This window comes from Tundrisphaera lichenicola (assembly GCF_051175385.1).
Taxonomy (GTDB): domain Bacteria; phylum Planctomycetota; class Planctomycetia; order Isosphaerales; family Isosphaeraceae; genus Tundrisphaera; species Tundrisphaera lichenicola.
In genome coordinates this window covers 5803905-5829115 of the sequence record NZ_CP195106.1, presented here as the reverse complement: position 1 = coordinate 5829115, position 25211 = coordinate 5803905, and the positions used below count along the sequence as shown (strand labels likewise).

Below are 25211 nucleotides of genomic sequence, written 5' to 3'. Positions count from 1 at the left end.
TGAACTCCCATTCCGCCATTCATCGAGACTGAAACCCATGAATCAGGACCGACGCCCGACACCTCGCGGACCTGGCCTCGAAATCCGAACGCGCTTGCCGCTGATCCTCGTGGTCGGCCTCGGCCTCCTCGGTATGACGGCCCCGATCCTGGCCGGGCCACCCGCCGAGGTCCCGGATCGCTACCAAGCGGCCGTCGCGGCGATCGATGTCTACATCGCCCGGGAACTCTCCGAGAAGCGATTACCGGCGCTCTCGATCGCGCTCGTCGACGATCAGGAGATCGTCTGGTCCAAGGGCTACGGGATCGCCGATCCCGAGACGGGCAAGCCGGCCACCCCCGACACCGTCTACCGAGTCGGGTCGGTCTCGAAGCTCTTCACCGATCTCGCGGTGATGCAGCTCGTCGAGAAAGGGACGATGGACCTCGACGAGCCGATCCGAAAATACTTGCCTGACTTCGCCCCGAAAGACCCCTTCGGGGATCCGATCACGCTCCGGGAACTGATGGCCCATCGTTCGGGCCTGACCCGCGAACCGCCCGTCGGCCACTATTTCGACCCGACCGGACCGACACTTGAAGTGACGATCGCGAGCCTCGACTCGACCGAATTAATCTACCGCCCGAAGACCCGCCAGAAGTACTCGAATGCGGCGATCGCCGCAGTCGGTTTGGCCCTTCAAAAGTCGGAAGGGAAGCCGTTCGACCAGATCGTGGCGGAGCGGGTGCTCGGGCCGATCGGGATGTCCCGGAGCGCCTTCGTTCCCACCCCGACGATCCGGGAGGGGCTGGCGAAGGGGACCATGTGGACCTATCACGATCGCGAATTCCCCGCCCCGACGTTCGAGCTTGGGATCGCCCCGGCCGGTTGCATGTACTCGACGGTGACCGATCTGGCGCGGTTCCTCGAAGTCCTCTTCGCGGGAGGGAATGGTCCCGGTGGAAGAGTCCTGAAGCCAGAGACGCTCCATTCGATGTTCAAGGTCCAGTTCGCGAAGCCGGGCCAGGAGACTGGATTTGGCCTAGGCTTCTCGGTCTCACGTTTCCGGGATCTCCGGAGGATCGGCCACGGCGGGGCAATCTACGGATTCGCGACCGAGGTGGCCGCCCTGCCGGATCAGAAGCTCGGAGTCGTCGTGATCGTCGCGAAGGATTGCGCCAACGCCGAGGCCGAGCGGATCGCCGACGCCGCACTCGATCAGATGCTGGCCGTCCGCCAGGGCAAACCGCTCACGAAGATCGATACGACCAATCCCCTCCCCCCAGGACTGGCCCGGAAATGGGAGGGGACCTACCAATCCGGGAGCGATCGATTCGAGCTGACCGAGGCTGCGGGACGCCTTTACATGACTCCCGAGTCGGGAGGATCGAGGGTCGAGTTGAGGTCGATCGACGGCGACTTCCTGGGGGACGACATCCTCGGCTCGGGTCCCCGACTGATCCTCGAAGGGGAGAAACTGAAGGTCGGGGGGGAGATCTATGATCGGATCAGGACGAGTGTCCCCGCCCCGCCGGACCGCTCACTCGTGGGCCTGATCGGCGAGTATGGCTGGGATCACGATATCCTTTACATCTACGAGCGACAGGGGCGACTCTACGCCCTCATCGAGTGGTTCTTCCTCTACCCGCTGACGGAAGTGTCCCCGGACGTTTATCGCTTCCCGGATGATGGACTCTACGACGGAGAGAAGTTGGAGTTCCGTCGCGACGCCAACGGGAGAGCCACCGAGGTGGAAGCCGGGAGCGTTGTCTTTCGCCGGAGGAGCCTGGATGGTGAAGACGGCCGGACGTTCCGGATCATTCCCAGGCGACCGGTCGAGGAGATCCGTCGCGAGTCGGTCGATGCCAGGCCGCCGACGGAGTCGGGGAATTTCCGCGAGTCCGATCTGGTGGACCTTTCCGAGGTCGTCCCGGGCCTGAAGCTCGACATTCGTTATGCCACGACCAATAACTTCCTGGGGGTCCCACTCTACAACACTGCCCGGGCCCTGATGCAACGCCCCGCCGCCGAGGCCTTGGCCCGGGTCCAGGCCAGGCTCGCTCCGCTCGGCTATGGCTTACTAGTCCATGATGCCTACCGCCCCTGGCGAGTCACGAAACTGTTCTGGGAAGCCACCCCCCCCGCCCAGCGGGTTTTCGTCGCAGACCCTTCGAAAGGTTCGCGGCATAATCGAGGCTGCGCGGTAGACCTGACCCTCTGCGACCTGGCCACCGGCCGCCCGATCGAGATGGTCAGCGGTTACGATGAATTCTCCGACCGCGCCTATCCCCAGTATCCCGGGGGAACCTCGCGTCAAAGGTGGCACCGAGACCTCTTGAGACGATTAATGGAAGAGGAGGGGTACAGCGTCTATGAGGCCGAATGGTGGCACTTCGATTACTCGGGTTGGCAATCGTATCCGATCCTAGACACGAGGTTCGAGGACCTGGCGATTCCCGGTCGCCCCTGAGGCTCGCCTACGCTTCCGCCGGAAGCTCGACGACAAATCGACAAGAAAAATGAGTGGAGTATTGAACTCCGCCAGAATCGCGTTAAGATAACCCTTGTCGCCTGGGGATGACGACGACGCGAAACGCGTCGGACGACTAACCCGGGTGGCGGTTTCTCCTGAGGCCGACGAAATGGGATGAGGTTGTCGAACCTCTTCACGTTTCGGGGCGTAGGATGGGAACAAGCGGCCGGAGCTTCATCCTCTTTAGGGTGGCCTGCTCCGGCCGATCGCGTCGGGTCGAGGCCCGGCGTCTTCTTTGACAATTTGGTCGATCGTTTGCGTACACGCAAGTGATAGATGATGAGCCCTTGAGGGGAGCCGGCGTGGATGCGGCTCGATGCCTGGCATACTCGCCTTATCCGCGACGAGCCAGGTCGGGCGGTTCATGCTGTCGCGGGGCGTGGGGCAGGGGGGTGACCCCCTCGAACATGACTCCGCGGCGACCAGTTAGTTAGCTAGAATCCTCAAACTTGAGGGTTGGGTGGCACCTCGGTGCTTCCCCCAATCTCGAAGGGTTTGATCCTGGCTCAGAATGAACGTTGGCGGCGTGGATTAGGCATGCAAGTCGGACGGGCCGCAAGGCCAGTGGCGCAAGGGTGAGTAAGGCGACGGTAACCAACCCCGCGGATGGGCATAGCCGAAGGAAACTTCGGGTAATTCCCAGCGATGTGCGGACCTGGCATCAGGTCCTCACCAAAGATTTATCGCCGCGGGACGGGCCGTCGTGGTATTAGCTTGTTGGCGGGGTGACGGCCCACCAAGGCTGCGATGCCTACCGGGCGTGCGAGCGTGGCCCGGCACACTGGGACTGAGACACTGCCCAGACTCCTACGGGAGGCTGCAGTCGAGAATCTTCGGCAATGGGCGCAAGCCTGACCGAGCGACGCCGCGTGGAGGATGAAGGCCTTCGGGTTGTAAACTCCTGTCGAGGGGGAGGAAGGGGCAACCTTGACCGATCCCTGGAGGAAGCACGGGCTAAGTTCGTGCCAGCAGCCGCGGTAAGACGAACCGTGCGAACGTTATTCGGAATCACTGGGCTTAAAGCGCGTGTAGGCGGATCGCCGCGTCGGCTGCTGAAATCCCCCGGCTCAACCGGGGAACGGGCACCGATACGGGCGGTCTCGAGGGGGGTAGGGGGGTCTGGAACTTCCGGTGGAGCGGTGAAATGCGTTGAGATCGGAAGGAACGCCCGTGGCGAAAGCGAGGCCCTGGACCCTTACTGACGCTGAGACGCGAAAGCCAGGGGAGCGAACGGGATTAGATACCCCGGTAGTCCTGGCCGTAAACGATGAACACTGGGTAGGGGGCTCGCCGATGGGCTCCCTGCCGTAGGGAAACCGTGAAGTGTTCCGCCTGGGGAGTATGGTCGCAAGGCTGAAACTCAAAGGAATTGACGGGGGCTCACACAAGCGGTGGAGTATGTGGCTTAATTCGAGGCTACGCGCAGAACCTTATCCCAGGCTTGACATGCACGGATTAGCCGGCGGAAACGTCGGCGAGGCCGCAAGGTACAACGTGCACAGGTGCTGCATGGCTGTCGTCAGCTCGTGCCGTGAGGTGTTGGGTTAAGTCCCCTAACGAGCGCAACCCCTGTGTCTAGTTGCCAGCGGGTAAAGCCGGGAACTCTAGACAGACCGCCGGCGTTAAGCCGGAGGAAGGCGGGGATGACGTCAAGTCCTCATGGCCCTTATGCCTGGGGCTGCACACGTACTACAATGGGGCGGACAGAGCGAAGCCAAACCGCAAGGTCGAGCCAATCGCATAAACCGTCCCTCAGTTCGGATTGCGGGCTGCAACCCGCCCGCATGAAGCTGGAATCGCTAGTAATCGCGGATCAGCATGCCGCGGTGAATGTGTTCCTGAGCCTTGTACACACCGCCCGTCAAGCCACCAAAGCGGGGGGTATCCGAAGTCGCCGGAGCCGCAAGGCAGGCGCCGAAGATAAAACCCGTGATGGGGACTAAGTCGTAACAAGGTAACCGTAGGGGAACCTGCGGTTGGATCACCTCCTTTCTAAGGATACCTTGGAAATTCACCCGCCCCGGAGTACACGCCCTCGAGTTCCCGTAACGCGAGGGTGCCGGACGCGAAGGTGACATCGGCCCCGCCCGGATCAAGTCGGCCGCGAACACGCCGGCTCCCCACGGGGGTTCATCACTCTCATTCGTTGGTTCGCAGCACGATCGACCATGACTTCTGGTCGGGCAGGACCTGTCCTGCCCGGCCGGGCGTCGCATCTCGATTGCCCCCGATCGCGGGGCGTGGCAGGCCTTCTGGTGCTGCCCCGCCCCCTGGCCGGTGGCCAGCGAGGCCGGGATCTCGATCCCGGTGGCTCTTTCACAATTCGGTTGTTGGTCACACACGCAGCAAGTTTATGCGAAGTGTGGTAGTGGCATAGTTCATCAACGAACGTGGACCTTAACGGATCTCGGGAGAGTTTAAACCGCTCTCCCAGGGGTCGTTACTCAAGAGGCCGCATGGAGCGTCGCGAGACGCGCGGGGCCTCGAAATGATGGGATCATGGTCCATGCCGTGTCGGGGTCTGTCGCGGATCGTCTCCCTTCTTGGGGCACGAGTCGGGGCGGGTTCGGATCGGCGTGGTCAAGCTCCTAAGGGCACGGGGGGGATGCCTAGGCGTCATCAGATGGCGGGCGTGGAAGGCCGCGAAAGGTCCGGGGGAGCTGCCCAACGAGCGTCGATCCCGGAATACCCGCTGGAGACCCGGGGAACTGAAACATCTCAGTACCCGGAGGAAAAGAAATCAACCGAGACTCCCTCAGTAGCGGCGAGCGAACGGGGATCAGCCTAAACCGGGTGGGACACCACCCGGGGTCGTGGGGCCGGAGTCGTGGGATGAGTGAGCGTTAGCCGAAGCCCGCTGGAAAGCGGCACCGGAGCGGGTGACAGTCCCGTAGGCGACAATGCGATCTCCCCTATCCGGTACCCGAGTAGGGTCGGGCACGTGAAACCCGGCCTGAATCGGCGGGGACCCTCCCGCAAGGCTAAGTACTCGATGACGACCGATAGCGAACCCAGTAGGGCGACCGAACGGTGGGAAGAACCCCGACCAGGGGAGGAGACTGAACCTGAAACCCCGTGCCTACGAGCGGTGGGAGGGCGTCTGGCTTCGGCCGGCCTGACCGCGTGCCTTTTGCATAATGATCCGGCGAGTTACTGTGTCCGGCGTGGTTAATCCCTTCAGGGGAGGAGCCGCAGGGAAACCGAGTCTGAATAGGGCGAGATTGTCGGGCGCAGTAGACGCGAAACCAGGTGAACTACCCATGGGCAGGTTGAAGCGACCCTAACCGGTCGTGGAGGACCGAACCCACCGATGTTGAAAAATCGGGGGAGGACCCGTGGGGAGGAGTGAAAGTCTTATCAAACCTGGAGATAGCTCGTTCTCTCCGAAATGGCTTTAGGGCCAGCCTCGGGCGTTAGCACGCGGGGGTAGAGCGACGGAATTCGGCCGGGGGGCTTCCCGCCTACCCGCCGAAACCCAACTCCGAATACCGCGTGCCGTACCCCGGGAGTCAGAGCGCGGGGGATAAGCTTCGTGCTCGAGAGGGGAACAACCCAGACCGCCGACCAAGGCCCCCAAGACGACACTCAGTGGCAAAGGAAGTGGGATCGCGGTGACAGCCGGGATGTTGGCTTAGAAGCAGCCACCATTTCAAAAGTGCGTAACAGCTTACCGGTCGAGCCATCCCGCGCCGAAAATGACGGGGACTCAAGTGTCGCGCCGCAGTCGCGGATTCGGATTTATCCGAGTAGTAGGAGAGCGTCGCCCTCAGCAGTGAAGCCGGACGGAGACGACCGGTGGAGCGTGGGCGAGTGCGTATGCCGGAATGAGTAACGACAAGATGGGTGGGAAGCCCATCCGCCGAAAGCACAAGGTTTCCTGGGGAAGGTCAATCCGCCCAGGGTCAGTCGGGTCCTAAGGCGAGGCCCAAGGGCGTAGCCGATGGGCAGACGGTTAATATTCCGTCACCCGATGGTGAGGTTGAGATGAGGAGGACGCCGGGAACTGAAGGGTCGGGGTGATAGACGCCCCCGTCCCGCAAGGGCGACAGCATTCGATCTGGAAGCCCTTCTTCACCCGGCCACGAAAAGCCCCTCATGGACGATCCATCGGCCCGTACCGCAATCCGACACAGGTGTGCTAGGCGAGTATCCGAAGGCGTTCGGGAGAACCCTCGTGAAGGAACTCGGCAAAATGACCCCGTACCTTCGGTATAAGGGGTGCTCGGGGCAACCCGAGCCGCAGTGAATCGGCTCTAGCGACTGTTTATCAAAAACACAGGACTCTGCCAACTCGCAAGAGGACGTATAGAGTCTGACGCCTGCTCGGTGTCGGTAGGTTAAGGGAGCCGGTGATCGCAAGAGAAGCTGGCGACCGAAGCCCCGATAAACGGCGGCCGTAACTATGACGGTCCTAAGGTAGCGAAGTTCCTTGTCGGGTAAGTTCCGACCTGCATGAATGGCGTAACGACTGGAGCGCTGTCTCCACGAGGGACCCGGTGAAATTGTAGCCGTGGTGAAGATGCCACGTACCCGCGGTCAGACGGAAAGACCCCGTGAACCTTTACTGCAGGTTGACACTGGTCGGTCGGCATTTCTGTGTAGCATAGGTGGGAGGCAACGACCCGGCGGCGCCAGCCGTCGGCGAGCCATCGGTGAAATACCACCCTGAAATGGCGCCCGCCCTCACCGATCCGTGGCCCGGATCGGGACCGTGTTCATCGGGCAGTTTGACTGGGGCGGTCTCCTCCCAAAGCGTAACGGAGGAGTGCCATGGTACCCTCGGCCCGGTCGGCAATCGGGCAACACGAGCGCAAAAGTACAAGGGTGCCTGACTGCGAGAGCGATCGCTCGAGCAGGGACGAAAGTCGGCTTTAGTGATCCGGCGGTGCTGGATGGGAAGGCCGTCGCTCAACAGATAAAAGGTACTCCGGGGATAACAGGCTGATCTCCCCCGAGCGTCCACAGCGGCGGGGAGGTTTGGCACCTCGATGTCGGCTCATCGCATCCTGGGGCTGGAGAAGGTCCCAAGGGTTTGGCTGTTCGCCAATGAAAGCGGTACGCGAGCTGGGTTCAGACCGTCGTGAGACAGGTCGGTCCCTATCTGCCGTGGGCGTAGGAAACTTGCGAAGGGTCTCCCCTAGTACGAGAGGATTGGGGAGGACCGACCTCTGGTGTGCCGGCTGTCCCGCTCGGGGCATCGCCGGGTAGCCAGGTCGGGAAAGGATAAGCGCTGAAGGCATCTAAGCGCGAAGCCCTCTTCAAGACGAGGTTTCCATGACCCGCAGGGTCTGAAGGCTCCTGGAAGACGACCAGGTCGATAGGCCGGGAGTGCACGGCGGGCGACCGTCGCAGCCGACCGGTCCTAACAGCCAAGCGGCTTGACCACCCCGATCGGCCCCCGCCCCCCAAGGCGCGGACCCCGATCCGAGTGCGAGCCAGATCTCATCATCCGACGACCCCTCCGAAGAGGCCTCGTCGAGGATGGACGCCACCACCCCACCGACCACGAACGAACCTGCGAAGTGCGACCCACACCCGGACCACCGCGTCCGGGGGGCCTGACCGCCCTTCGGACGATTTCCGGCGACGATACTGGCGGGGTCCCACCCGTTCCCATCCCGAACACGGCCGTTAAGCCCGCCAGGCCCATGATAGTGCGCAAGCGCGAAAGTCGGTCATCGCCGGATCCTTCCAATCAGGCCCGCCATCCCCAACCGGGGATGGCGGGCTTTTTTTCGTTGCGCTCAGGGTTAGGGTCTAGCCCGAGAATCGCTGAGAATCTTGGTCTTGGATCTGCGATGCTGTTTTGAAGCCTATCCTCCCGATGATTAAACGGGATCTCGATGCAAGGAGACCAAGTTTTCGGCAGGGTAAGTCCTTCCCTAAGTTGCTCATTCCTGCTAGACGATTTCTAAAGAAGCCAAAATCGAGAGCGGCATTCCTGCCTGCCTCCCTCTTAAGTGGTTGGTTGCGACGCTGGGTCGGTTCTGGCACCTTGTCTTGAGATATCAGGCATTCGCTTGCTTATTGGACATCGAAACTCTCACTAGACATTCGGAAGATGTCACGAGAATTTCGTTACAAAGAATCGTCATTACTGAAAGGATCCCGTGGCCGATTCCGCGACTACCACCCGCGATCCCTCGCTCGTTCCCAGTCTCTCGATGAACTGGAGATGGGGCCTTTGCTGGTTAATGTTCGGGTCCACGGTCCTTTGCTACATGGATCGGCAGGCGATGACGCTCGTCGGTCCGGAGATCAGGACTGAGTTCGGTATTCAGAACGAGGGATTCGGCTGGGTTCTGGCGGCGTTTTCCTTGTCGTATGCGCTTTTCCAGGTTCCGGCGGGCTACCTGACCGATCGGGGCGATGTGCGGCGGGTTTACGCCTGGGCGGTGATCTGGTGGTCGCTGGCAGCTGGAGCGATGGCCTTCTCGCCGACCCTGGGAGTTCTGATGGGACTTCGAGCGGCCCTGGGCGTGGGGGAGGCGTTCAACTGGCCCTGCGCCCTGCGGGCGACCTCGATCGTACTCCCGCCTGGGGATCGGAGTCTGGGCAACGGTATTTTCAACTCAGGAGCGGCGGTGGGGGCGGTCCTGACTCCGTTGGTCGTGCCCAAAATTTCACAACTTTATGGGTGGAGGCCAACCTTCGCGATCGTCGCCTCGCTCGGCTTTGTCTGGGTGATCGGCTGGATCCTCATGGTTCGAAAGGCCCCTCGTGAGATGTTCGCCGGGCGATCGGTCGAGAAGGCCAGTCCGGAGATGGAGGCGGCTGGCACTCCGCGACGACTCCAAGGTTCAGCGAGTCTGGGATTCGGGTTGGTGTTCGGCGTGGCTGTTCTGGTCGCGATTTCGTCGGTCCGATTCGGGTTGCCGGCGATCTGGTGGTCGATTGCCACTTTGATGTTCGGACTCTTGCTCGTGGCGAGACTCCTGCCAATCTCCACCATCGAAGGGGCGGATTGGGCCAGGACTCTGGGCGAGGTTGTCCGACTCCGTCGATTCTGGGTCCTTGTTGTCGTCTCGATTTCAATTAACATGTGCTGGCATTTTCTGATCAGTTGGTTGCCGACATACTTGAGAGATGATCGGAAGATGACATTGCTTTTGAGCGGGATGATCAGCGCCGTGCCATTCCTGGCGGCCGACGTCGGCGGCCTGGGCGGGGGCTGGATCTCGCGGATTCTGGTTCGTCGAGGGGTGAGCCCAACCGGTGCTCGCCTCCGGGTCATGGCGATTTGCACGCTCCTGATCTCCTCGGGGACCTCGGTGGGTTGGGTGGAGAATGACCGGATCGCCATCGGACTCCTGGCGACGATGGCACTCGGAACGGCGGCCTTCATGGCGAATTACTTCGCCTTCTGCCAGGATGTCTCGAACCGGCATACCGGATTTGTGGTGGGTGTGCTGGGAGGATTGGGAAACCTGTTTGTCGCGGGCTTCCTGCCCTTTGCCGGCTACGTCAAGGATATCACCGGATCGTTCGGGGCGATCTTCCTGGTGGCGGGACTCCTGCCGTTCGTCGGCCTGGGATTTCTCCTGATCTTCTGGGGGCGAGATCAAGGCTTCGCGGAAGTGAGCTTGGCGCATCTCGACGAATCTGTCATTGAAGACTCGTGATCTTGCGCGAGGGATCCGTCCCGACGCATCTGGCCCGCAATGGATGGCGGGTCTCGCAAATAGACCGTCCTGGCCTTCACATGAGGTGGTGAGCCATGAATCGATTGATCCTTCGGCGCTTTCTTTCGATCGGCCTGCTTTGCGCGGGGCTTTCGGGCTGCAAGATGAACCAGGACTCGGTGGTCAGCAAGGTCCCGCCGGAAGACCCGACCGCCTGGACCGGGTCGGAAATCTCGAAGGAAGGTTCCGCGACCTCGACAGGGCTCACAAAGTCATCGGGGTTCTCGGGCGGTTGGAGCAGTGAGGCTCGAGATATCGAGAAATCGCTGGGCGTTGGTCGATGACGACCTTTGAGGAGCTTCCAGGGTCATGAATCCGATCCTCCGAGCCCTCAAGAATCGTTGGCTCGGAGATCGGGGAGAACGAGCCGCGGCCCGGATGCTCCGGAAATCCGGGCTTCGGATCCTGGTGCGAGGATATCGGACCGAACAAGGCGAGATCGACTTGATTGCCCGTGAGGGGGATACGGTGGTTTTCGTCGAGGTCAAGGCACGAGCACGCGGGGCACCCGCAGAGGCGGTGACCCTGGAGAAACAACGTCGATTGACGCTGGCTGCCCTGCATTTCCTGAAGCGTCACAACCTGCTCGAAGAGCGGTGTCGCTTCGATGTGGTGGCCATCGTCTGGCCGGAAGGCCGAAATCCGGTATCGATCGAGCATTTTCGGAACGCATTCGAGGCCGTCGGACGGGGCCAGTTGTTCCGTTGAGTCGTCTCTTGAAAATTTCGCTTGATAGAAATGGCGATCCTGACCGAATCGCCCCGGCAGAGCATTGCGCGGGATCGCACATGTCGTGCGCGTCGGATTGCCGATCTCGGTCGATCCCGAGATAAATCGCCTGGTCCTGGTGAAACCCTGGGAAAATAGGGGGTCCACGCAGCATGGTCGAGGCTTAAACTAGAGATCGATTCTAGATGGCATTACGATTGCATTATCTCCCAACCGTTGTCGGCGAGCTTTGTGACGGCCTCGGCCGGCGCATTGTCCCGTCGATGCGGACGATTTGATTTCGGAAACCGGGAGATAGAAAATGTTGCACCAATGGACGCGGAACGTGAAGGCGATCGGTCTGGGTTTGCTGACGATGGCCGGGGCGGCGAGTGCCCAGACTCCGGACGTTCCCGGCCCGATCGACAGCCTCGAGGACCTGCAAGACACCGGACGAATGGTCTTCAAGGTGCTCGACGCCAACAATGATGGACAGATCTCCCAGAAGGAAGCGATCGACGCGGGAAATCTCGGGGTCGGCGGCCTTTTCTTCGCGGCCGACGTTGATGGGAACGGGATTGTCACTCAGGATGAAGCGAAACAGGCCCGAGAGGCTTTCCTGAGCCAGAGGCCCTTGCTCCGCTTCATGATCGAGCGGACCAAGAACGTCGGGTCGCAGCCCAACAACGGCACCCCCAATCCCGCCGCGGCGATCGGTTCCTTGCTGGATGCCAACAACGACAAGCAACTCCAGGCCACCGAGGTCCGTCAGGCGGTCCAGACGGCCGTCCAGGGCATCTTCGCGACGGCCGACACCAATCGGGATGGCCTCATGAGCCCGGTCGAGGTGAACGCCGCCATCGCGGGGGCCGTGAAGGCTGCCCAGCAGGCCTCGTTCCAGGCCGCAGACTCCGACAACAACGGCCAGATCAGCAAGGAAGAGTTCCAGAAGTCGTTGACCGACCCGGCGAACGCCGCCTTCCAGGTGCTCGACGCCAATGCCGACGGTCAGCTCTCCCAGCAGGAGCTCCAGCGGGCTGGTCAGGTCATCGAAAACCAGCTCAAGCGGTCCATGCTCCCCGAACCGCCCAACTCGGCGCGTAACCTGCTCAAGAGCGGGCAGAAGCCGGAAGAGGTCGCCCCGGTACCGAATATCGCCGTCCCGAATCGCTCGGCGACTGCCCCTGCCCCTCGGTAAGCTATCCTCTCTCTGAGGAACGTTCGATCAACCTGAGGCCGCCATCTCGACGTCAACGTCGGGGTGGCGGCCTCGATTCATGATCGAGAATCATCGGAAATCGGCGTCCGGTGTCGAATGAAAGTGGATGGGAATTGACTCGGTCCTATGATATGTTAAGTGTCAGCGGAACGAAGAGTCCCACAATAAACTTCAACTCCCGCGAGGAGAACTGATCATGGCTGTGTCTCTCAGCGAAACGGCCGCCAAGGAAGTCAAGAAGATCATCGCCGACTCGAATCTTGGCGAAGAGACCGTTCTCCGCGTCGGCGTCCAGGGGGGTGGCTGCAGCGGGTTTTCCTACAGCTTGAACTTCGACTCCGCCGACAAGGTTACCGATCGTGACCGCGTCTCGGACTTCTTCGGCGTGAAGCTGGCCGTGGACAAGAAATTCGACCCGTACCTCGATGGGACCGTGGTCGACTTCTATGACGGGCTGGAGAAGCGTGGCTTCGTCTTCAATAACCCGAACGTCGTCAAGTCGTGCGGCTGTGGCAGCTCGTTCCAGGTCTGAACGATCCGGACGATCGAATTGATCGCGGGCGAGACGGGGTGGACCTGGTGTCCACCCTTTCCGCTTTCGAACGTCAATGGCCCCAGGCTGGTCCGACCAGAGGGTTGACCACGCATTCGGAAGGCCACCGACCTTCAAAGAGGTCGACGATGCATCGGGCGGCCATCTCGGCCATGTCGCTCATGGACTGGGTATCGATTCCCGCCATGTGAGGGGAAGCGACGACGTTCGGGAGCGAGCGGAGAGGATGGTCGACCGGCGGCGGTTCCTGATCGAAGACATCGAGACCTGCCCCGGCCAGGTGGCCGGACCGGAGCACCTCGACCAGATCGTCTTCGACGATCAAGCCGCCTCTCGAAGTGTTGATCAGCACCGCTCCCGGCTTCATTCGTGCCATTGAGGCACGGTTGATCAGGCCACGCGTGGATTCGACGAGCGGGAGGTGCAGGCTGACGAAATCGGATCTGGCGAACAGTTCGTCGAGCCCGACCCGGGTGATCGCATGCAGTCGGTCGAATTCGGCGTCCTCGATCAGCTCGGCGGCAACGATCCGCATTCCGAAGGCCGCGGCTCTTGAGGCAACTGCTCGACCAATCCGGCCGAGGCCGACCAGGCCGAGAGTCCGTCCTCGGAGAGGGCGGGGCAGGGGGGATCGAATCCAGTTGCCGGTCCGGATCGCCCGATCGTGGGGTACCACGTCCTTGACCAGGGCGAGCAGGAGCGCGAAGACCTGCTCGGCCACGGCTTCATGGTTGGCACCGGGTGTGATCGTGACGGCGATCCCTCGGGCCGAGGCGGCCGAGACGTCGACGGCATCGTAGCCCACGCCCGTCCTGGCGATTACCCGCAGTCGGGGAGAGGCGGAGATGGCCTCGGCCGAGATCGTTTCGCCGCCGGCGATGATCGCGTCGGAGGCCGGAAGCCATCGGAGCAGATCCGCGGAGGTCAGCTTGGCGTCGGTGTCCGGGTCGAGTACGGAGAAACCCGCACCTTCCAGGAGCGCCCGGAACGGCCCGATCTGATGGCGGATCGGCTCGGAACCGATCAGGACGGTAGGCATGGGACGGCGATCCCAAACGGTGTCAGGCTGAAGGTTTGCGGGGGGGCTTTTCGCGAGTCCCTCTCCAGTCGGAGAGCAGGGCCTTCAGTTCCTCGACGGTCACGCCGCCGTGATCCTCGCCCGAGTCCCACCGGGTCATGATCGCCTTGTGGCGTTCGCGGAGGACGCCCTTGGGCAAGAATTTGCCTTTGAACTTCTTGAGGATCTTGAGCCGGGGATCGGCCGGAGCCTGGGGAGCAGGTGCGGGCGCGACGGCCGTTTCGGGAGCTTCGGGAGGCATCGGGTCGACCTTACTAACGGGGTACGCGAGGTTTCGTCGTCTTCCGTGGTCGGTTCACCCCACGGACCGGAACGGGCGAGTTTACCCGAATCCGGGACCTCATGTCGAGACGAAGCCCCGATTCGAGCCATTGAAAAATGGGATCACCAGGTTGACGAGCCCGGCCGAGTCGCCGGCCCGCGTGGGTTGGGGTCGAATTACGAATTCGACCCCGGCCACCGCTGGCAGGCATCAATCGAGCTTCGACGGGCTCTCCGCCCGCACCCCCCGATATCGCCACGATTTGGGAGCCGGGAGGTTGGCGATCGGCTCGGCCAGGGGATCGGGGAGGTGGAGGGGTCCGGTAGGTCCCCCAGCCTCGCCTTCCCAGGTGTGGGATTCGAGGCTCTGGAGAATCAGATCGGCCAGTTGGATCGAACGGAGCGCATCGGCTCCCGTGACCTTGGGCCTCGATCCTGTCCGGATCGCCTGGACGAAATCCTCCAGCTCCAGGGCCAGGGGCTCACGCCCTTCGGACTGGACCTGATCGACCCGGAGGATCTTGCCAAAGATCCGCTCCTTGACGGCTGCCGGCTGCGAGAGGTCGAGACCTTCGAGGTCGATTTCGCCTCGGCGGAGCCGGTCGGAGGGCCGGACGATGGTCCCTTGCCTGGTCGCGAAGTCAAGCGTGACGTAACCCTCGGGACCGAAGAGACGCATCTTCCGGACCGCCTGGAAGCTCGCCCGGCTGGCCGTGAGGTTGGCCACGCATCCGTCCTCGAATTCGATCCGGGCGTTGGCGACGTCCTCGTGCTTGCCGAAGACGCTCACGCCCACGGCCGCCACCGACTTCACGGGGGCTTCGACCATCGAGAGGATCAGGTCGATGTCGTGGATCATCAGGTCCAGGACCACGCCGATGTCGGTCGAGCGGAACGTATAGGTCCCGAGCCGTTCGGCGGCGATGTACTTGGGGCGGAAGGCCAGGCCGTCGAGCGTCGAGAGGGCCGGGTTGAAGCGTTCGATGTGGCCGACCTGGAGGAGCGTCGAGTGGCGATCGGCCAGCTCGACCAGTTGTTCGGCCTCGATCCGGGTGGTGGCCAGGGGCTTCTCGACCAGGGTCGGGATCGCGCGCTCCAGAAAGGCGCCGGCCACCTCGCGATGGGCGATGGTGGGCACCGCCACGGAGACGGCATCGACGAGATCCAGGAGGTCTCGGTAGTCGGAGAAGTAGCTGGTCCGGCAGGCTTCGGCGACCGCTCGGCCCTGTTCGGGCCTCGAATCGACTACACCTACCAGTTCGACGTCGGGGAGCCCGGCCAGGATCCGGGCATGATGGCGACCGAGATGACCGACCCCGACGACTCCGACCTTGATCCGATTCATGATTTTCTCCAGCGCTCGCGGGCCCGGCCGTGCTTCCCGGCGTGCTGCGAGTCGACGAAATCGAGGAGCTTCTGGACCTCGGGGAGCAGGTGGCCGTGCGATTCGAGGATCGATGTGGCCTGCTTGACGTTCATCTTGGCCCGATAGATCAGCCGATGGGCCTCGTGAAGGGCGTCGATCGCCTCGGTCGAGATTCCGTTCCGCTTCAGGCCGACCACGTTGATGCAGCGAACCTTGGAGGGGTTGCCGTCGACCAGCATGAAGCGCGGGACATCGTGGATGATCCTCGACTGGCCGCCGACGAAGGCATAACTGCCGATGCTGGCGTAGTGGTGGACCGCGACCCCGCCGCTGATGCTGGCGTGCGACTCGACATGGACGTGTCCGCCTAGCATCGAGCCGTTGGCGATGGTGATCCGGTCGCCCAGCTTGCAGTCGTGGGCCACGTGCGAGGTGGCCATCAGGAAATTATGATTCCCGAGGCGGGTGATCCCGTCTTCCTTCTCGGTCGCCCGGTTGATCGTCACCCCTTCTCGGATGACGTTGTGGCTTCCGATCTCGACCTTGGTCCTGGCCCCGTGATAGGAGACGTCCTGGGGGTCGCCGCCGATGACGGTGAAGGGGCTGATAACGTTGGATTCGCCCATCTCGACCCAGCCGAGGAGGCAGACGTGGGCGATCAGCTTGGTATTCCGGCCGATCTTCACGTCGGGCCCGACCACGCAATAGGGCCCGATCTCGACCCCCTCGTCGATCTCGGCCCGAGGGTCCACGGCGGCGGTCTCTGCGATGAGGGCGGTCATGGCTAGCGTCCTCTAATCCCTGAGGGTGCGACCGGCGGCCATCCATGGCGCCGGGGGAAGCGTCCGACCTCTTCCTCGAGGCGGGTCCGGGGACCCCCTCCTCGTCATCTGACTCTGGTTCGGTTCGTGTCGATCGGGAGTGCTTTCCGATTCCTATCGGCGATCGTCCCGATGGCTCGTGAGATTCTCGGCTTATCCCCGTCGGCTCGCGTCGACCATGAAGAACCGAATTCGGGCCTCGGCGGCGACTCGCTCGCCCACCCGGGCCACGGCCTTGACCTGGGCGGCCCGTCCGCTGGTGCGGAGGCCTTCGATCTCCAGTCGGAGCTGATCCCCCGGGACGACCGGCCTCCGGAGCTTGGCCCCGTCCACAGAGGCCAGGAACGCCTCCCGGCCGTCCCTGGGACCCTGGGCGATCAGGATGCCCGCGGCCTGTGCCATCGCCTCGATGATCAGGACGCCCGGCATGATCGGCCGGCCCGGCCAGTGCCCCTGGAAGAAGGGCTCGTTGTACGACACATTCTTGATGGCGACGACCCGTCGACCCGGCTCCAACTCGATCACGCGGTCGACCAGGAGGAACGGATAGCGATGCGGGAGGGCCTCAAGGATCTCGCCGATCTCCATCGTACCCGGGTTCGACTCGGGTGGTTTCGAGGCTTTTCGAGCGGCCATCCGGAGGAGTTCGCGGGCCATCTCGGCGTTGAGCGAATGGCCCGAACGGTGGGCCACGACGTGTCCTGCGAGATCCATCCCGGTGAGGGCGAGGTCTCCGAGGAGGTCGAGGGTCTTGTGGCGGGCGCACTCGTCGGGATATCGGAGTTCATTGCCGATCACCCCTTCCGGTCCGAAGATGAGGAGATCTCGCTCCGTGGTCCTCGGGCCGATCCCGGCACTCCTCATCGCCTCGGCTTCGGCCTCCGTGATAAACGTCCGAGCCGGCGAAAGGTCTCTGCGGAAGTTGTCAGGGGTCACGTCCACGAAGAAGCTTTGGCGTCCGATGGGCGTCCGGACCCCGTAATCGAGCTGATAGCTCAGGACGAGCCGGTCTGGATTCCCCGGATAGGCGGTCAGGAGGGAGTCTCCCTCCCGGACGTGAACGGGGCGGTCGATGACCAGGACCTCGCGAGTCGCGTCCTGTTCGACGACGCCGGCGTCGCCCAGGGCGTCCGAGAAGGCTCGGCTGGATCCGTCGCAGCCTGGCGTCTCGGGGCCGTCGATCTCGACGAGGCAGTTGTCGACCCGGAGGCCGGCGAGGGCGGCCATCACATGCTCGACCATCTCGACCAGCGCCGGGCCTCGTTCGATCGTCGTCCGTCGCTGGCGGGGGATGACATGGCGGACGTGGGCCGGGATTCTGGGGCTGTCCGGGAGGTCGGTCCGGACGAACACGATACCGGCGCCGGCGTCGGCGGGCCGGAATCGGAGACGGACGTCGAGCCCGGCGAGGAAACTGATCCCCCGGACCTCGGCGTCTCGGGCGATCGTGCGTTGCGGACGGCTGGCGATGGTCATTCCCTTTGCCGGCTCCAACCACGGGACTTGAGGGGCGAGGGGCGGACGCGCGGATGCGCTCGGGGAGTCAAGTGGGGGGGCCAGGGCGGTCATTTCGATCCGCCCCGACCCTGCCGGATTTAATTACCCGAGGGGGCGACGCGACCCGCCGGGGCCGTCGCCGGTGCGGGTGCCGTGGCCGGGGGGGCGGCGGCCGCGGCCGGGGAGTCGGGCTTGGGCGCGACGCCACCCCTGGCCTTGTAATCACGGTTCAGGTAGAAGGTGACGTCGTTGGAGATGTCGACTCGGGGGTCGGAGTAGAGGATCGTCCGCGACATCGCGGCCATCACCGAGTTGGGCTCGCCACCGCTGGCGGGCTGGTCGGAGTACTTGACCACGAAGGTCATCTTCTTGTGCTGGGCCACCGCCTTGGCATAGGTCGCGATCTCGTTGTAGATCTCGGCCATGGTCTCGGCTTCTTTCTGGGTGAACTCGCGCTCGGCGTTCTCGCGGGCTGCCTCGAAGGCGGCCTTGAGCTGGGTGATCTTGTCCTCGGCCTTCTTGGCGTCGGGGGTCCCGGGCTTGACCCGTTCCAGGAGCTTCTGCTGTTCCTTGGCCTCGGTGGCGATCTTCATGATGTCGTTGTGACGAGCCAGCGCCTCGGCTCGGAGGGTCTCGCTGGAGACCTTAAACTTGTCGTAGTTCTTGAGGACGCTATCCATGTCGATGGTGCCGATCGAGACCGGTCCCATCGGGGCCGGGGCGGCGTTGTTGCTCGCCGCGGCCGCGCCAGCCGGGCGCACCTTGGCATCTTGCGCCGGGGCCTGGCCGAAGGACCGGCCTACCAAGCTGGCCACGCCTACCAGGCAGAACCCTACGGTGATGGTCGCGCGAGTCGATCGGAGCATCGATTCCACCCTCCTTGTGACGGCCGCGCACTAGCGGTCCGGAATCGTCCAGGCCGGGTCCAGCGGGACCGATGGCCATTGGCCCCGCCGATCCATCGTCGGGGCAACTTCAGGTCCGGCAAGGCTCGGGTCGGACCCGAGTGACCGGCAACAGGCGGGCATTTTGCTCGGAAGCTCGATTCGGGTCAAGTCGAACCGCCCGAAGGTCCGACAAGACGTTCGATCCGCCGACCCTTCGCGAGGATGGGCCCGTTGGCGAGGGTGGAAACGAACCGGCCGCTGCCCATCGGTGAGATGGTCAGCGGCCGAGAGGGGTCCCGATTTCATTCGGGCGAATCGCGAGAATCGTCGAGCAAGCGAACGCTCAAGGATAGGCTGGATCAATTCCCATCGTGCGTGAGAGTGAAATTATGGAAGCGAATTTTGCGAGGCATTCCACCCGTTGAGGAGAACAAGCTGATCAGGAGTTCGCCGAAGTGATCGGTCCTGACGCTGTAGAAGTTGTGCTTCCCCTCGCGTCGAGACTCGATCAGGCCGGAGACCCGGAGGAGGGCCAGATGATGGCTCACGGCCGGTTGACTCTGCCCGAGCCGGGTGCACAGATCGGTGACGTGAAGTTCGTTGTTCTGGGCCAGGTAGAGGAGGATCCGCAGGCGGGTCTCGTCACTCAAGAGCTTGAAGACCTGCGCCAACTCGCGGACGGCTTGATCGGAAACGGGGGGCATTACGGTCGGGGTCGGGGGGGCCGACTCGCCAGTTTTCTTGGTGGTGGTCGATTTACGCGCCATGAATTGATCTCTCTGTCCTGAGTGTTGGGAGTCTCGGGAGCCGATTGGGTGACCTGATGATCTCTTCAGACTGAGCCAGGTTAGCCGATCGAAAGTTGGCCAACCCGAACAGAGGCGAATCGAGCTCAGGTGACCCTGGCGAGGGAAATTTGGCTCTGAGAATCACACGAGACCTGTGCGAAACCGGAAGTATTCCGGGGTTTTGCCCCACATCGCTCAGAACAGTGCAAGTCAGATGCCAACAGATCAAAGCTGTCTCAAGCCGGTAGAAACAACATTGCCCTCATGAGCCGGAAGGAAGCAGTCCGTAACGTTCCAGGCTCTTGCGGAGGGCGGCGATCCCGGATTCATCGGGAGGCAGGAGCGGGAGCCTGAGTTCACCATTCCCGCGACCTAGAAGGGCCAGGGCGAGTTTGACGGGGATCGGGTTGGAGGCTAGCCCGAGAAGGTCCCGACAGAGGGGGAAGAGTTTCTGATGGATCCGACGGGCCTCGGCGATGTTGCCCTCGCGGAATGCGTCCACCTGGGCCATCACGTCTCTCGGGACGATATTCGCGACGACCGAGACCACTCCTTCGGCACCGACCGCCATCATCGGCAAGGTCAAGCTGTCGTCGCCCGAGAGGATCGTCAGGTCGGTCCGGACCGCGAGGTCGCTGACGCGATCGAGCGACCCGCCCGCTTCCTTGATGGCGACGATTGGCCCGAGTCGGCAGAGTCGCTCGACCGTTTCCGCCTCGACATCGCGCCCGGTCCTGGAGGGGACGTTGTACAGGACCTGCGGGAGGTCGGTGGCCTCGGCGATCCGAGCGAAGTGGGCGTAGAGCCCTTCCTGAGTGGGGCGGTTGTAATACGGCGAAACGAGCAGGGCGGCATCCGCGCCAGCCTTGGCGGCGAATTTCGTCAGTCGGATCGCCTCCGAGGTCGCGTTGGAGCCCGTGCCGGCCATCACCTTCGCCCGTCCGGCGGCCTGCTCGATGACGGTGGCGATCACCCGCTCGTGCTCGTCATGCGAGAGCGTGGGGCATTCGCCGGTGGTCCCGACCGGGCTAATCACCGGTGTCCCTTGCCCGATCTGCCACTCCACCAGCTCACGAAGGGCTTTATAATCGACCTCGCCATCCCGGAATGGCGTCACCATCGCAACCGTCAGACCCGCGAACATCCGACCCTTCGAAGCCATCCGGATCTCCCGCAACTCGTTGCAAATTCAAGCGATTGGGTGAAGTAATCGACCACTCTCATGAGAGCCGATGGGCGGAGCCATGTCCAGGTGGGACTAGCCCCGAGGAAATTCGCCAGGCGACTCCATGGCCCGTTTCATATCGGCGACCGCCGTGCGGAGGCCCGAAAAAATCGAGCGGGCGATGATGCTGTGGCCGATGTTGAGTTCGGTCATCCCGGGAATTCGGGCGACCGTGCCGACATTCCAGTAATCGAGCCCGTGCCCGGCATGGAGGATCATACCCGCCTCGACGGTGGCCTTGCCCGCGGCAACCAGTGCCTCCCACTCTCGACGAATCTCGGCGGGGCGGTGGGCCTCGGCGTACTGGCCGGTATGAAGTTCGACCGCCTGGGCTCCCACCTCGGCCGAGGCCGCGACTTGATCGAGACTCGGGTCGATGAACAAACTGACTTCCAGTCCGGCGTCGCGGCATCGGGCCACGGCCTCGGCCACACGTGAGCGCTGGCCGACCACGTCGAGCCCCCCCTCGGTCGTCAGTTCGGCCCGGCGCTCCGGTACGAACGTCACCTGATCGGGGCGGACTTCCAGCGCGATGGCCACGATCGACGGCTCGATCGCCAGCTCCAGGTTGAGCCGGGTCCGGACGGTTTCGCGAAGGATGCGGAGGTCTCGGTCCTGGATGTGCCTGCGGTCCTCGCGGAGATGGACGGTGATCCCGTCGGCCCCCGCCAGTTCCGCCTCCACGGCCGCCCAGACCGGATCCGGCTCGCGACCTCCTCGGGCCTGCCGGAGGGTCGCGACGTGGTCGATATTCACTCCCAGACGGGGCATTGCTCGAACCTTCCTGGATACTGCCGGCGAAGTCCTCGAGGACCCGCGCTATCGGACGCTTTTCGGATCATCGAAGGATACTTGGCATTTCCTTCAAAGTATATCCGACTCGTCTACCGATCACCGGAGTGAAATTGACGGGGGAGTCGTTGGATCAGCGTCCCTTGATCGGTTTGAGGGGCGATTTGGCGAGGATGAACGTCTTCTCCCCCCCGACCGTGAAGGCGACCCTCCCCTTGCGGTTGGGGCCTGCGCCGTCGATGGCCACGATCCTCCCGATCCCATATTGAGGATGCATGACAGGGACGCCGGGGACGAACGAGCCGAGCACGTCGTCGGCCTTGGGTGCGGAGGGGGTCAGTTTGGGACCGCCCAGGTCGGCGGCGGTCATCAGCCGGAATTCGCCCGGACGGGCCGAGGGTCGAGGAAATTCGCCACGAGCCCGCCAGGGGGGCGGTTCCGAGGTCGGCGTCTCGCCCCCGGTCAGGTCTCGGATGGTCATCGCCTCGTCGGGGAGTTCGCCCAGGAAGCAGGATGGGATGGTGGCCTGTCGCTGGCCGCGGAATTCGCGGATCCGGCAGTGGCTCAGGTAGAGTTCCCGCTCGGCCCGGGTGATCCCGACGAAGAGGAGCCGGCGTTCTTCCTCGAGCTCGTCGTCGCTCTCCCGGGATCGGGAGTGGGGCAAGAGCCCCTGTTCCAGCCCGACGATGAAGGCGGCGGGGAACTCCAGCCCCTTGGCGGCGTGCAACGTCATCAAGGTGACGGCCCCGGCCTCGTCGTCCCAGCGGTCCACCGAAGAGGCCAGGCTGATCTCTTCGAGGAAGTCGACCACCGATCCTCCGGGATGCTCGCGGTCGAACTCCCTTGCGGCCGAGATGAGCTCGTCGAGGTTAGCCAGCCGTTCCTCGCCGGTCGGCCCTTCGGCGGCCAGGGCCGCCCGATAGCCGGTGAGGGTCAGGAGCCGGCGAATCACCTCCTCGGCGGCATGATCCCGGAGTGCGACCAGCTCGTCCATCAGCATCGAGAAGTCGCGGAGCGAACGCGCGGCGCGGTCTTTCAGGCCGGGGACGGCCGAAGCCTCGCGGCTCATGGCCAGGAGCGGGAGATTCAGGGTCTCCGCCCGATCCTTGAGCTTCTCCAGGGTCGTCTTGCCGATCCCCCGAGGGGGGACGTTCACCACCCTGCCGAACGCCACGTCATTCTTGGGGTTGGCCATCAGGTTGAGGTACGAGAGGACGTCCTTGATCTCCTGACGCTCGTAGAAGGAGACACCACCGATGACCTGATACGGGACCTTGGCCGTTCGAAAGGCCTGCTCCAGGCCGCGAGTCAGGGCGGTGACCCGGCAGAAGACCGCGACATCCCGGTAGCTGTATTCCCCCTCTCGGACCAGCTCGACGATCTTCGAGGCGACGCCGTGGGCTTCCTCGGTCTCGGTCCCGTAGATGGTCAACTCGACGGGAAGCCCTTCGGGGTTCTGGGTCAGCAGCGACTTCGACTTACGCTTTCGGTTGTGCCGGATCAGGGTGTCGGCCACCTTCAGGATGTTCTTGGTGCTCCGGTAGTTCCGTTCGAGCTTCACGACCTTGCAGCCGGGAAAGTCGTGCTCGAATTCAAGGATGTTGTTCAGATTCGCCCCACGCCACCCGTAAATCGATTGGTCGGGGTCGCCGGTCACGCAGAGGTTGGGCCGATCGACCGAGAGCGCCCGGACGATCGCGTACTGGGCGAGGTTGGTGTCCTGATACTCGTCGACCAGGACGTACCGGAACCGGGCGTCGAGCTGGGCCCGGACCTCGGGGAATTTCTTGACGATCGTGACGAGATGGACCAGGAGGTCATCGAAGTCTACCGCCGAGGACGCCTTGAGACGTTCCTCATATCGGGCATAAACCTTCGCGGTGACGGCCTGGACATGATCCCCCGCCCGTTTCGCGAGCATCTCGGGAGTGACCAGGTCGTTCTTGGCCCGGCTGATCGCGGAGTCGATCCGCTCTGGGGTGACGGCGGCGTCCTCCAACTCCAGTCGCTCCATCGCGTCCTTGACGGCTTTGAGTCGGTCGGACTGATCGAAGATCGTGAATCCCCGATCCAGGCCGACCAGCGGGGCATAGGAGCGGAGGAGCCGGGCGCAGAGGGCGTGAAAGGTCCCGACCCAGACTCCCGAGCTGGGGGCGAGCTTCTCGATTCTCGCTTTCATCTCGCCGGCCGCCTTGTTGGTGAAGGTCAGGGCGAGGATGTTCGACCCTCCCACACCTTTGCCCAGCATGTAGGCAACGCGGCGGGTGATGACGCGGGTCTTGCCCGATCCCGCAGCGGCCAGGACCAGGAGCGGGCCATCGACGTGGGTGACCGCCTCGCGCTGGGCGGGCGTGAGGTCACTGAGCAAGTCCATCGAGGCGCTCCATCGCGGGGTCGGTCGGTTTCGGGCCGGTCGACTGGAGTATACCCGACGCTCCCGACTCTCGCGAATCCCGGATCAGACCGGTTGGCTCGGGGGGGCGATCGGTATTAAATTGGCGGGTAGGCATCGACAATTCCGGAATGGCGGAATTCTTCCCCGCCACGTTTCCTCATCAGATCACGGACGGCGAATGGACATCCTCGGGATCGGGACTGAAATCGTCGAGTGTCCCCGGATTGGCAAGATGATCGAGAATCACGGCGAACTCTTCCTCCGGAGAGTCTACACCGACCGGGAGATCCGCTTTTGCCAGTCGAGGAAGCACGCCATCGAGCATTTCGCCGGCCGATGGGCCGCCAAGGAGGCGATCCTCAAGGCCCTGGGGACGGGGTGGAGCCGGGGGATCTCCTGGACCGATATCGAAGTCCGCAATGGGCATGGAGGCCAGCCGAGGGTCCTCGTCTGCGGAGGGGCCAAGGAGGCGGCCATCCTCAAGGGAGTGGGCGATATCCTGATAACGATCTCACATTGCCGGACGTATGCCACCGCTTATGCCCTGGCGTTGGGCCTGGGGAATCCCTCGCAAAATCAAATCGCCGAGGGAAAATAATTCTCGACTCGAAGGCTCGATCCAGGAGGCTATTCTCCGGATCGCCCAGTCGTGGAAATTCATGAGTCATCCAGCCCAAATCGGTCAAAGATCTCGTGGGCCTGCTCGGCCATCATCGCCCGGACGTCTCGGACCAGGGATGCGAAGCGGGCTCGCCTCCGAATACTCCTCCACCTGGCCTCAAAGGCTCCGAGGTATTCGAGGTAGCATTGCGCTTCGGATGGCTCACGAAGGAAACTTTGGAGGGCCCCCGAACAGGTCGGCGATCCGGCAGCGAAATCCCGGCAGGACGTCCTCGCCCGTCAACTCGTCATCGGGCCCGAGTTCAGTCGGCGGCCCTTCGGGTCGGAGCACCCGGACCTTCCTTGAGGGGGGATAAATGAGCCAGACCAGGGGGATTCCTGCTTGTCGGTAGTCCTCGAGTTTTTCTTCCAGGTCAAGGACCAAATCATTCGGAGAGATGACTTCCGCGGCCAGGTCGGGCCGTAACGAGAGGTAGCCGTCGCCGATCTGATCGAAAGGCAGTCGATCGACTCGTACACAACTCACGTCCGGACGGCGCATCTGCTTCGGATTGCCGGGGAAGCAGGTGAATCCACACTCCACGAAGACGTAAGCCAGCCCGATGGGTTCGCAATGAGTACCCAGAAAACGGGATAAGCTCGCGGCGACGTGGCTCGATCTGGAGCTCATCCCCGACTCCACGATTCGACCGTCAACCAACTCGCAGTGTTTACCGTCCGGCATGGCGAGCACGTCGTCGGGAGTCAATTCGCGAGTTGGAGCGGTTGCCCTGCTCATGGAATTCATCCTCCTGCAGGATGTGCGA

At 63.1% G+C, this 25211-nt stretch carries 18 protein-coding genes and 3 rRNA genes; 10 read left to right on the top strand and 11 right to left on the bottom strand.

Annotated features, from left to right (window positions below):
- Positions 1–37: 37 nt before the first annotated feature.
- The 9 genes from P12x_RS22880 to P12x_RS22840 all read left to right on the top strand — a co-directional run bounded on the left by P12x_RS22880 (position 38) and on the right by P12x_RS22840 (position 12653).
- The gene (locus P12x_RS22880; protein WP_435007232.1) at positions 38–2449 is read left to right on the top strand and encodes a serine hydrolase; all 2412 of its coding nucleotides are present in this window, start codon (positions 38–40) and stop codon (positions 2447–2449) included.
- A 546-nt stretch (positions 2450–2995) separates the two neighbouring features.
- Positions 2996–4504: ribosomal RNA gene (locus P12x_RS22875) — 16S ribosomal RNA — on the top strand.
- Positions 4505–5090: 586 nt separating this feature from the next.
- Positions 5091–7898: ribosomal RNA gene (locus P12x_RS22870) — 23S ribosomal RNA — on the top strand.
- A gap of 193 nt (positions 7899–8091) precedes the next feature.
- Positions 8092–8199 (top strand): 5S ribosomal RNA (rrf, locus tag P12x_RS22865).
- Together the 16S, 23S and 5S rRNA genes form the textbook arrangement of a ribosomal RNA operon.
- A 477-nt stretch (positions 8200–8676) precedes the next feature.
- A complete protein-coding gene (locus P12x_RS22860) occupies positions 8677–10134 on the top strand; it encodes an MFS transporter (protein ID WP_435011711.1) in 1458 nt (485 codons plus the stop codon).
- A gap of 95 nt (positions 10135–10229) precedes the next feature.
- Complete coding sequence (locus P12x_RS22855; RefSeq protein ID WP_435007231.1) at positions 10230–10478, top strand: hypothetical protein; 249 nt, start codon at positions 10230–10232, stop codon at positions 10476–10478.
- 25 nt (positions 10479–10503) lie between these two features.
- A complete protein-coding gene (locus P12x_RS22850; RefSeq protein WP_435007229.1) occupies positions 10504–10902 on the top strand; it encodes a YraN family protein in 399 nt (132 codons plus the stop codon).
- A 322-nt stretch (positions 10903–11224) separates the two neighbouring features.
- Positions 11225–12100 carry an EF-hand domain-containing protein gene (locus P12x_RS22845; protein ID WP_435007227.1) on the top strand — a complete coding sequence of 292 codons (876 nt, stop codon included), beginning with the start codon at positions 11225–11227 and terminating at the stop codon, positions 12098–12100.
- Between the two features lie 217 nt (positions 12101–12317).
- Positions 12318–12653: a HesB/IscA family protein gene (locus P12x_RS22840; protein ID WP_435007225.1), complete on the top strand. Its 336-nt coding sequence runs from the start codon at positions 12318–12320 to the stop codon at positions 12651–12653.
- 73 nt (positions 12654–12726) lie between these two features.
- Here P12x_RS22840 and P12x_RS22835 read toward each other — a convergent pair whose 3' ends face one another.
- The 10 genes from P12x_RS22835 to P12x_RS22790 form a co-directional block, all read right to left on the bottom strand.
- On the bottom strand, positions 12727–13713 hold the full coding sequence (locus P12x_RS22835) for a phosphoglycerate dehydrogenase (protein WP_435007223.1): 987 nt from the start codon (positions 13711–13713) through the stop codon (positions 12727–12729).
- A gap of 22 nt (positions 13714–13735) precedes the next feature.
- Positions 13736–13993: a hypothetical protein gene (locus tag P12x_RS22830; RefSeq protein ID WP_435007222.1), complete on the bottom strand. Its 258-nt coding sequence runs from the start codon at positions 13991–13993 to the stop codon at positions 13736–13738.
- A 231-nt stretch (positions 13994–14224) separates the two neighbouring features.
- Positions 14225–15358 carry a Gfo/Idh/MocA family oxidoreductase gene (locus tag P12x_RS22825; protein ID WP_435007221.1) on the bottom strand — a complete coding sequence of 378 codons (1134 nt, stop codon included), beginning with the start codon at positions 15356–15358 and terminating at the stop codon, positions 14225–14227.
- Complete coding sequence (gene lpxA, locus P12x_RS22820; RefSeq protein ID WP_435007219.1) at positions 15355–16161, bottom strand: acyl-ACP--UDP-N-acetylglucosamine O-acyltransferase; 807 nt, start codon at positions 16159–16161, stop codon at positions 15355–15357. Before lpxA ends, P12x_RS22825 begins: the two co-directional genes overlap by 4 nt.
- Positions 16162–16353: 192 nt before the next feature.
- Positions 16354–17676, bottom strand: coding sequence for a 3-hydroxyacyl-ACP dehydratase FabZ (gene fabZ, locus P12x_RS22815; RefSeq protein WP_435007217.1), 1323 nt, complete (start codon positions 17674–17676; stop codon positions 16354–16356).
- 119 nt (positions 17677–17795) lie between these two features.
- A complete protein-coding gene (locus tag P12x_RS22810; RefSeq protein WP_435007215.1) occupies positions 17796–18563 on the bottom strand; it encodes an OmpH family outer membrane protein in 768 nt (255 codons plus the stop codon).
- Positions 18564–18943: 380 nt separating this feature from the next.
- A complete protein-coding gene (locus P12x_RS22805) occupies positions 18944–19351 on the bottom strand; it encodes an ArsR/SmtB family transcription factor (RefSeq protein ID WP_435007214.1) in 408 nt (135 codons plus the stop codon).
- Between the two features lie 283 nt (positions 19352–19634).
- Positions 19635–20534 carry a 4-hydroxy-tetrahydrodipicolinate synthase gene (dapA, locus tag P12x_RS22800; RefSeq protein WP_435007212.1) on the bottom strand — a complete coding sequence of 300 codons (900 nt, stop codon included), beginning with the start codon at positions 20532–20534 and terminating at the stop codon, positions 19635–19637.
- A gap of 96 nt (positions 20535–20630) precedes the next feature.
- Entirely contained in the window at positions 20631–21368 is a 738-nt protein-coding gene (locus P12x_RS22795) for a pyridoxine 5'-phosphate synthase (protein ID WP_435007210.1), read from the bottom strand.
- A gap of 154 nt (positions 21369–21522) precedes the next feature.
- On the bottom strand, positions 21523–23763 hold the full coding sequence (locus tag P12x_RS22790; RefSeq protein WP_435007209.1) for an ATP-dependent helicase: 2241 nt from the start codon (positions 23761–23763) through the stop codon (positions 21523–21525).
- 199 nt (positions 23764–23962) lie between these two features.
- Here P12x_RS22790 and acpS point away from each other — a divergent pair, with 199 nt between their 5' ends.
- Positions 23963–24382, top strand: coding sequence for a holo-ACP synthase (gene acpS, locus P12x_RS22785; RefSeq protein WP_435007208.1), 420 nt, complete (start codon positions 23963–23965; stop codon positions 24380–24382).
- Positions 24383–24607: 225 nt separating this feature from the next.
- Here the strand turns inward: acpS and P12x_RS22780 are convergent, their stop codons facing one another.
- Entirely contained in the window at positions 24608–25183 is a 576-nt protein-coding gene (locus P12x_RS22780; RefSeq protein WP_435007207.1) for a Uma2 family endonuclease, read from the bottom strand.
- Between the last annotated feature and the right edge of the window lie 28 nt (positions 25184–25211).

Excerpts from the sequence above, each read along its gene's own strand:
- P12x_RS22795 (WP_435007210.1), bottom strand. The coding sequence starts at position 21,368 with ATGCCCCGTCTGGGAGTGAATATCGACCACGTCGCGACCCTCCGGCAG.
- acpS (WP_435007208.1), top strand. The coding sequence starts at position 23,963 with ATGGACATCCTCGGGATCGGGACTGAAATCGTCGAGTGTCCCCGGATT.
- P12x_RS22840 (WP_435007225.1), top strand. The coding sequence starts at position 12,318 with ATGGCTGTGTCTCTCAGCGAAACGGCCGCCAAGGAAGTCAAGAAGATC.
- P12x_RS22810 (WP_435007215.1), bottom strand. The coding sequence starts at position 18,563 with ATGCTCCGATCGACTCGCGCGACCATCACCGTAGGGTTCTGCCTGGTA.
- fabZ (WP_435007217.1), bottom strand. The coding sequence starts at position 17,676 with ATGACCATCGCCAGCCGTCCGCAACGCACGATCGCCCGAGACGCCGAG.
- dapA (WP_435007212.1), bottom strand. The coding sequence starts at position 20,534 with ATGGCTTCGAAGGGTCGGATGTTCGCGGGTCTGACGGTTGCGATGGTG.
- P12x_RS22805 (WP_435007214.1), bottom strand. The coding sequence starts at position 19,351 with ATGGCGCGTAAATCGACCACCACCAAGAAAACTGGCGAGTCGGCCCCC.
- P12x_RS22835 (WP_435007223.1), bottom strand. The coding sequence starts at position 13,713 with ATGCCTACCGTCCTGATCGGTTCCGAGCCGATCCGCCATCAGATCGGG.
- P12x_RS22845 (WP_435007227.1), top strand. The coding sequence starts at position 11,225 with ATGTTGCACCAATGGACGCGGAACGTGAAGGCGATCGGTCTGGGTTTG.
- P12x_RS22825 (WP_435007221.1), bottom strand. The coding sequence starts at position 15,358 with ATGAATCGGATCAAGGTCGGAGTCGTCGGGGTCGGTCATCTCGGTCGC.
- P12x_RS22860 (WP_435011711.1), top strand. The coding sequence starts at position 8,677 with ATGAACTGGAGATGGGGCCTTTGCTGGTTAATGTTCGGGTCCACGGTC.
- P12x_RS22855 (WP_435007231.1), top strand. The coding sequence starts at position 10,230 with ATGAATCGATTGATCCTTCGGCGCTTTCTTTCGATCGGCCTGCTTTGC.
- P12x_RS22850 (WP_435007229.1), top strand. The coding sequence starts at position 10,504 with ATGAATCCGATCCTCCGAGCCCTCAAGAATCGTTGGCTCGGAGATCGG.
- P12x_RS22790 (WP_435007209.1), bottom strand. The coding sequence starts at position 23,763 with ATGGACTTGCTCAGTGACCTCACGCCCGCCCAGCGCGAGGCGGTCACC.
- lpxA (WP_435007219.1), bottom strand. The coding sequence starts at position 16,161 with ATGACCGCCCTCATCGCAGAGACCGCCGCCGTGGACCCTCGGGCCGAG.
- P12x_RS22780 (WP_435007207.1), bottom strand. The coding sequence starts at position 25,183 with ATGAGCAGGGCAACCGCTCCAACTCGCGAATTGACTCCCGACGACGTG.
- P12x_RS22880 (WP_435007232.1), top strand. The coding sequence starts at position 38 with ATGAATCAGGACCGACGCCCGACACCTCGCGGACCTGGCCTCGAAATC.
- P12x_RS22830 (WP_435007222.1), bottom strand. The coding sequence starts at position 13,993 with ATGCCTCCCGAAGCTCCCGAAACGGCCGTCGCGCCCGCACCTGCTCCC.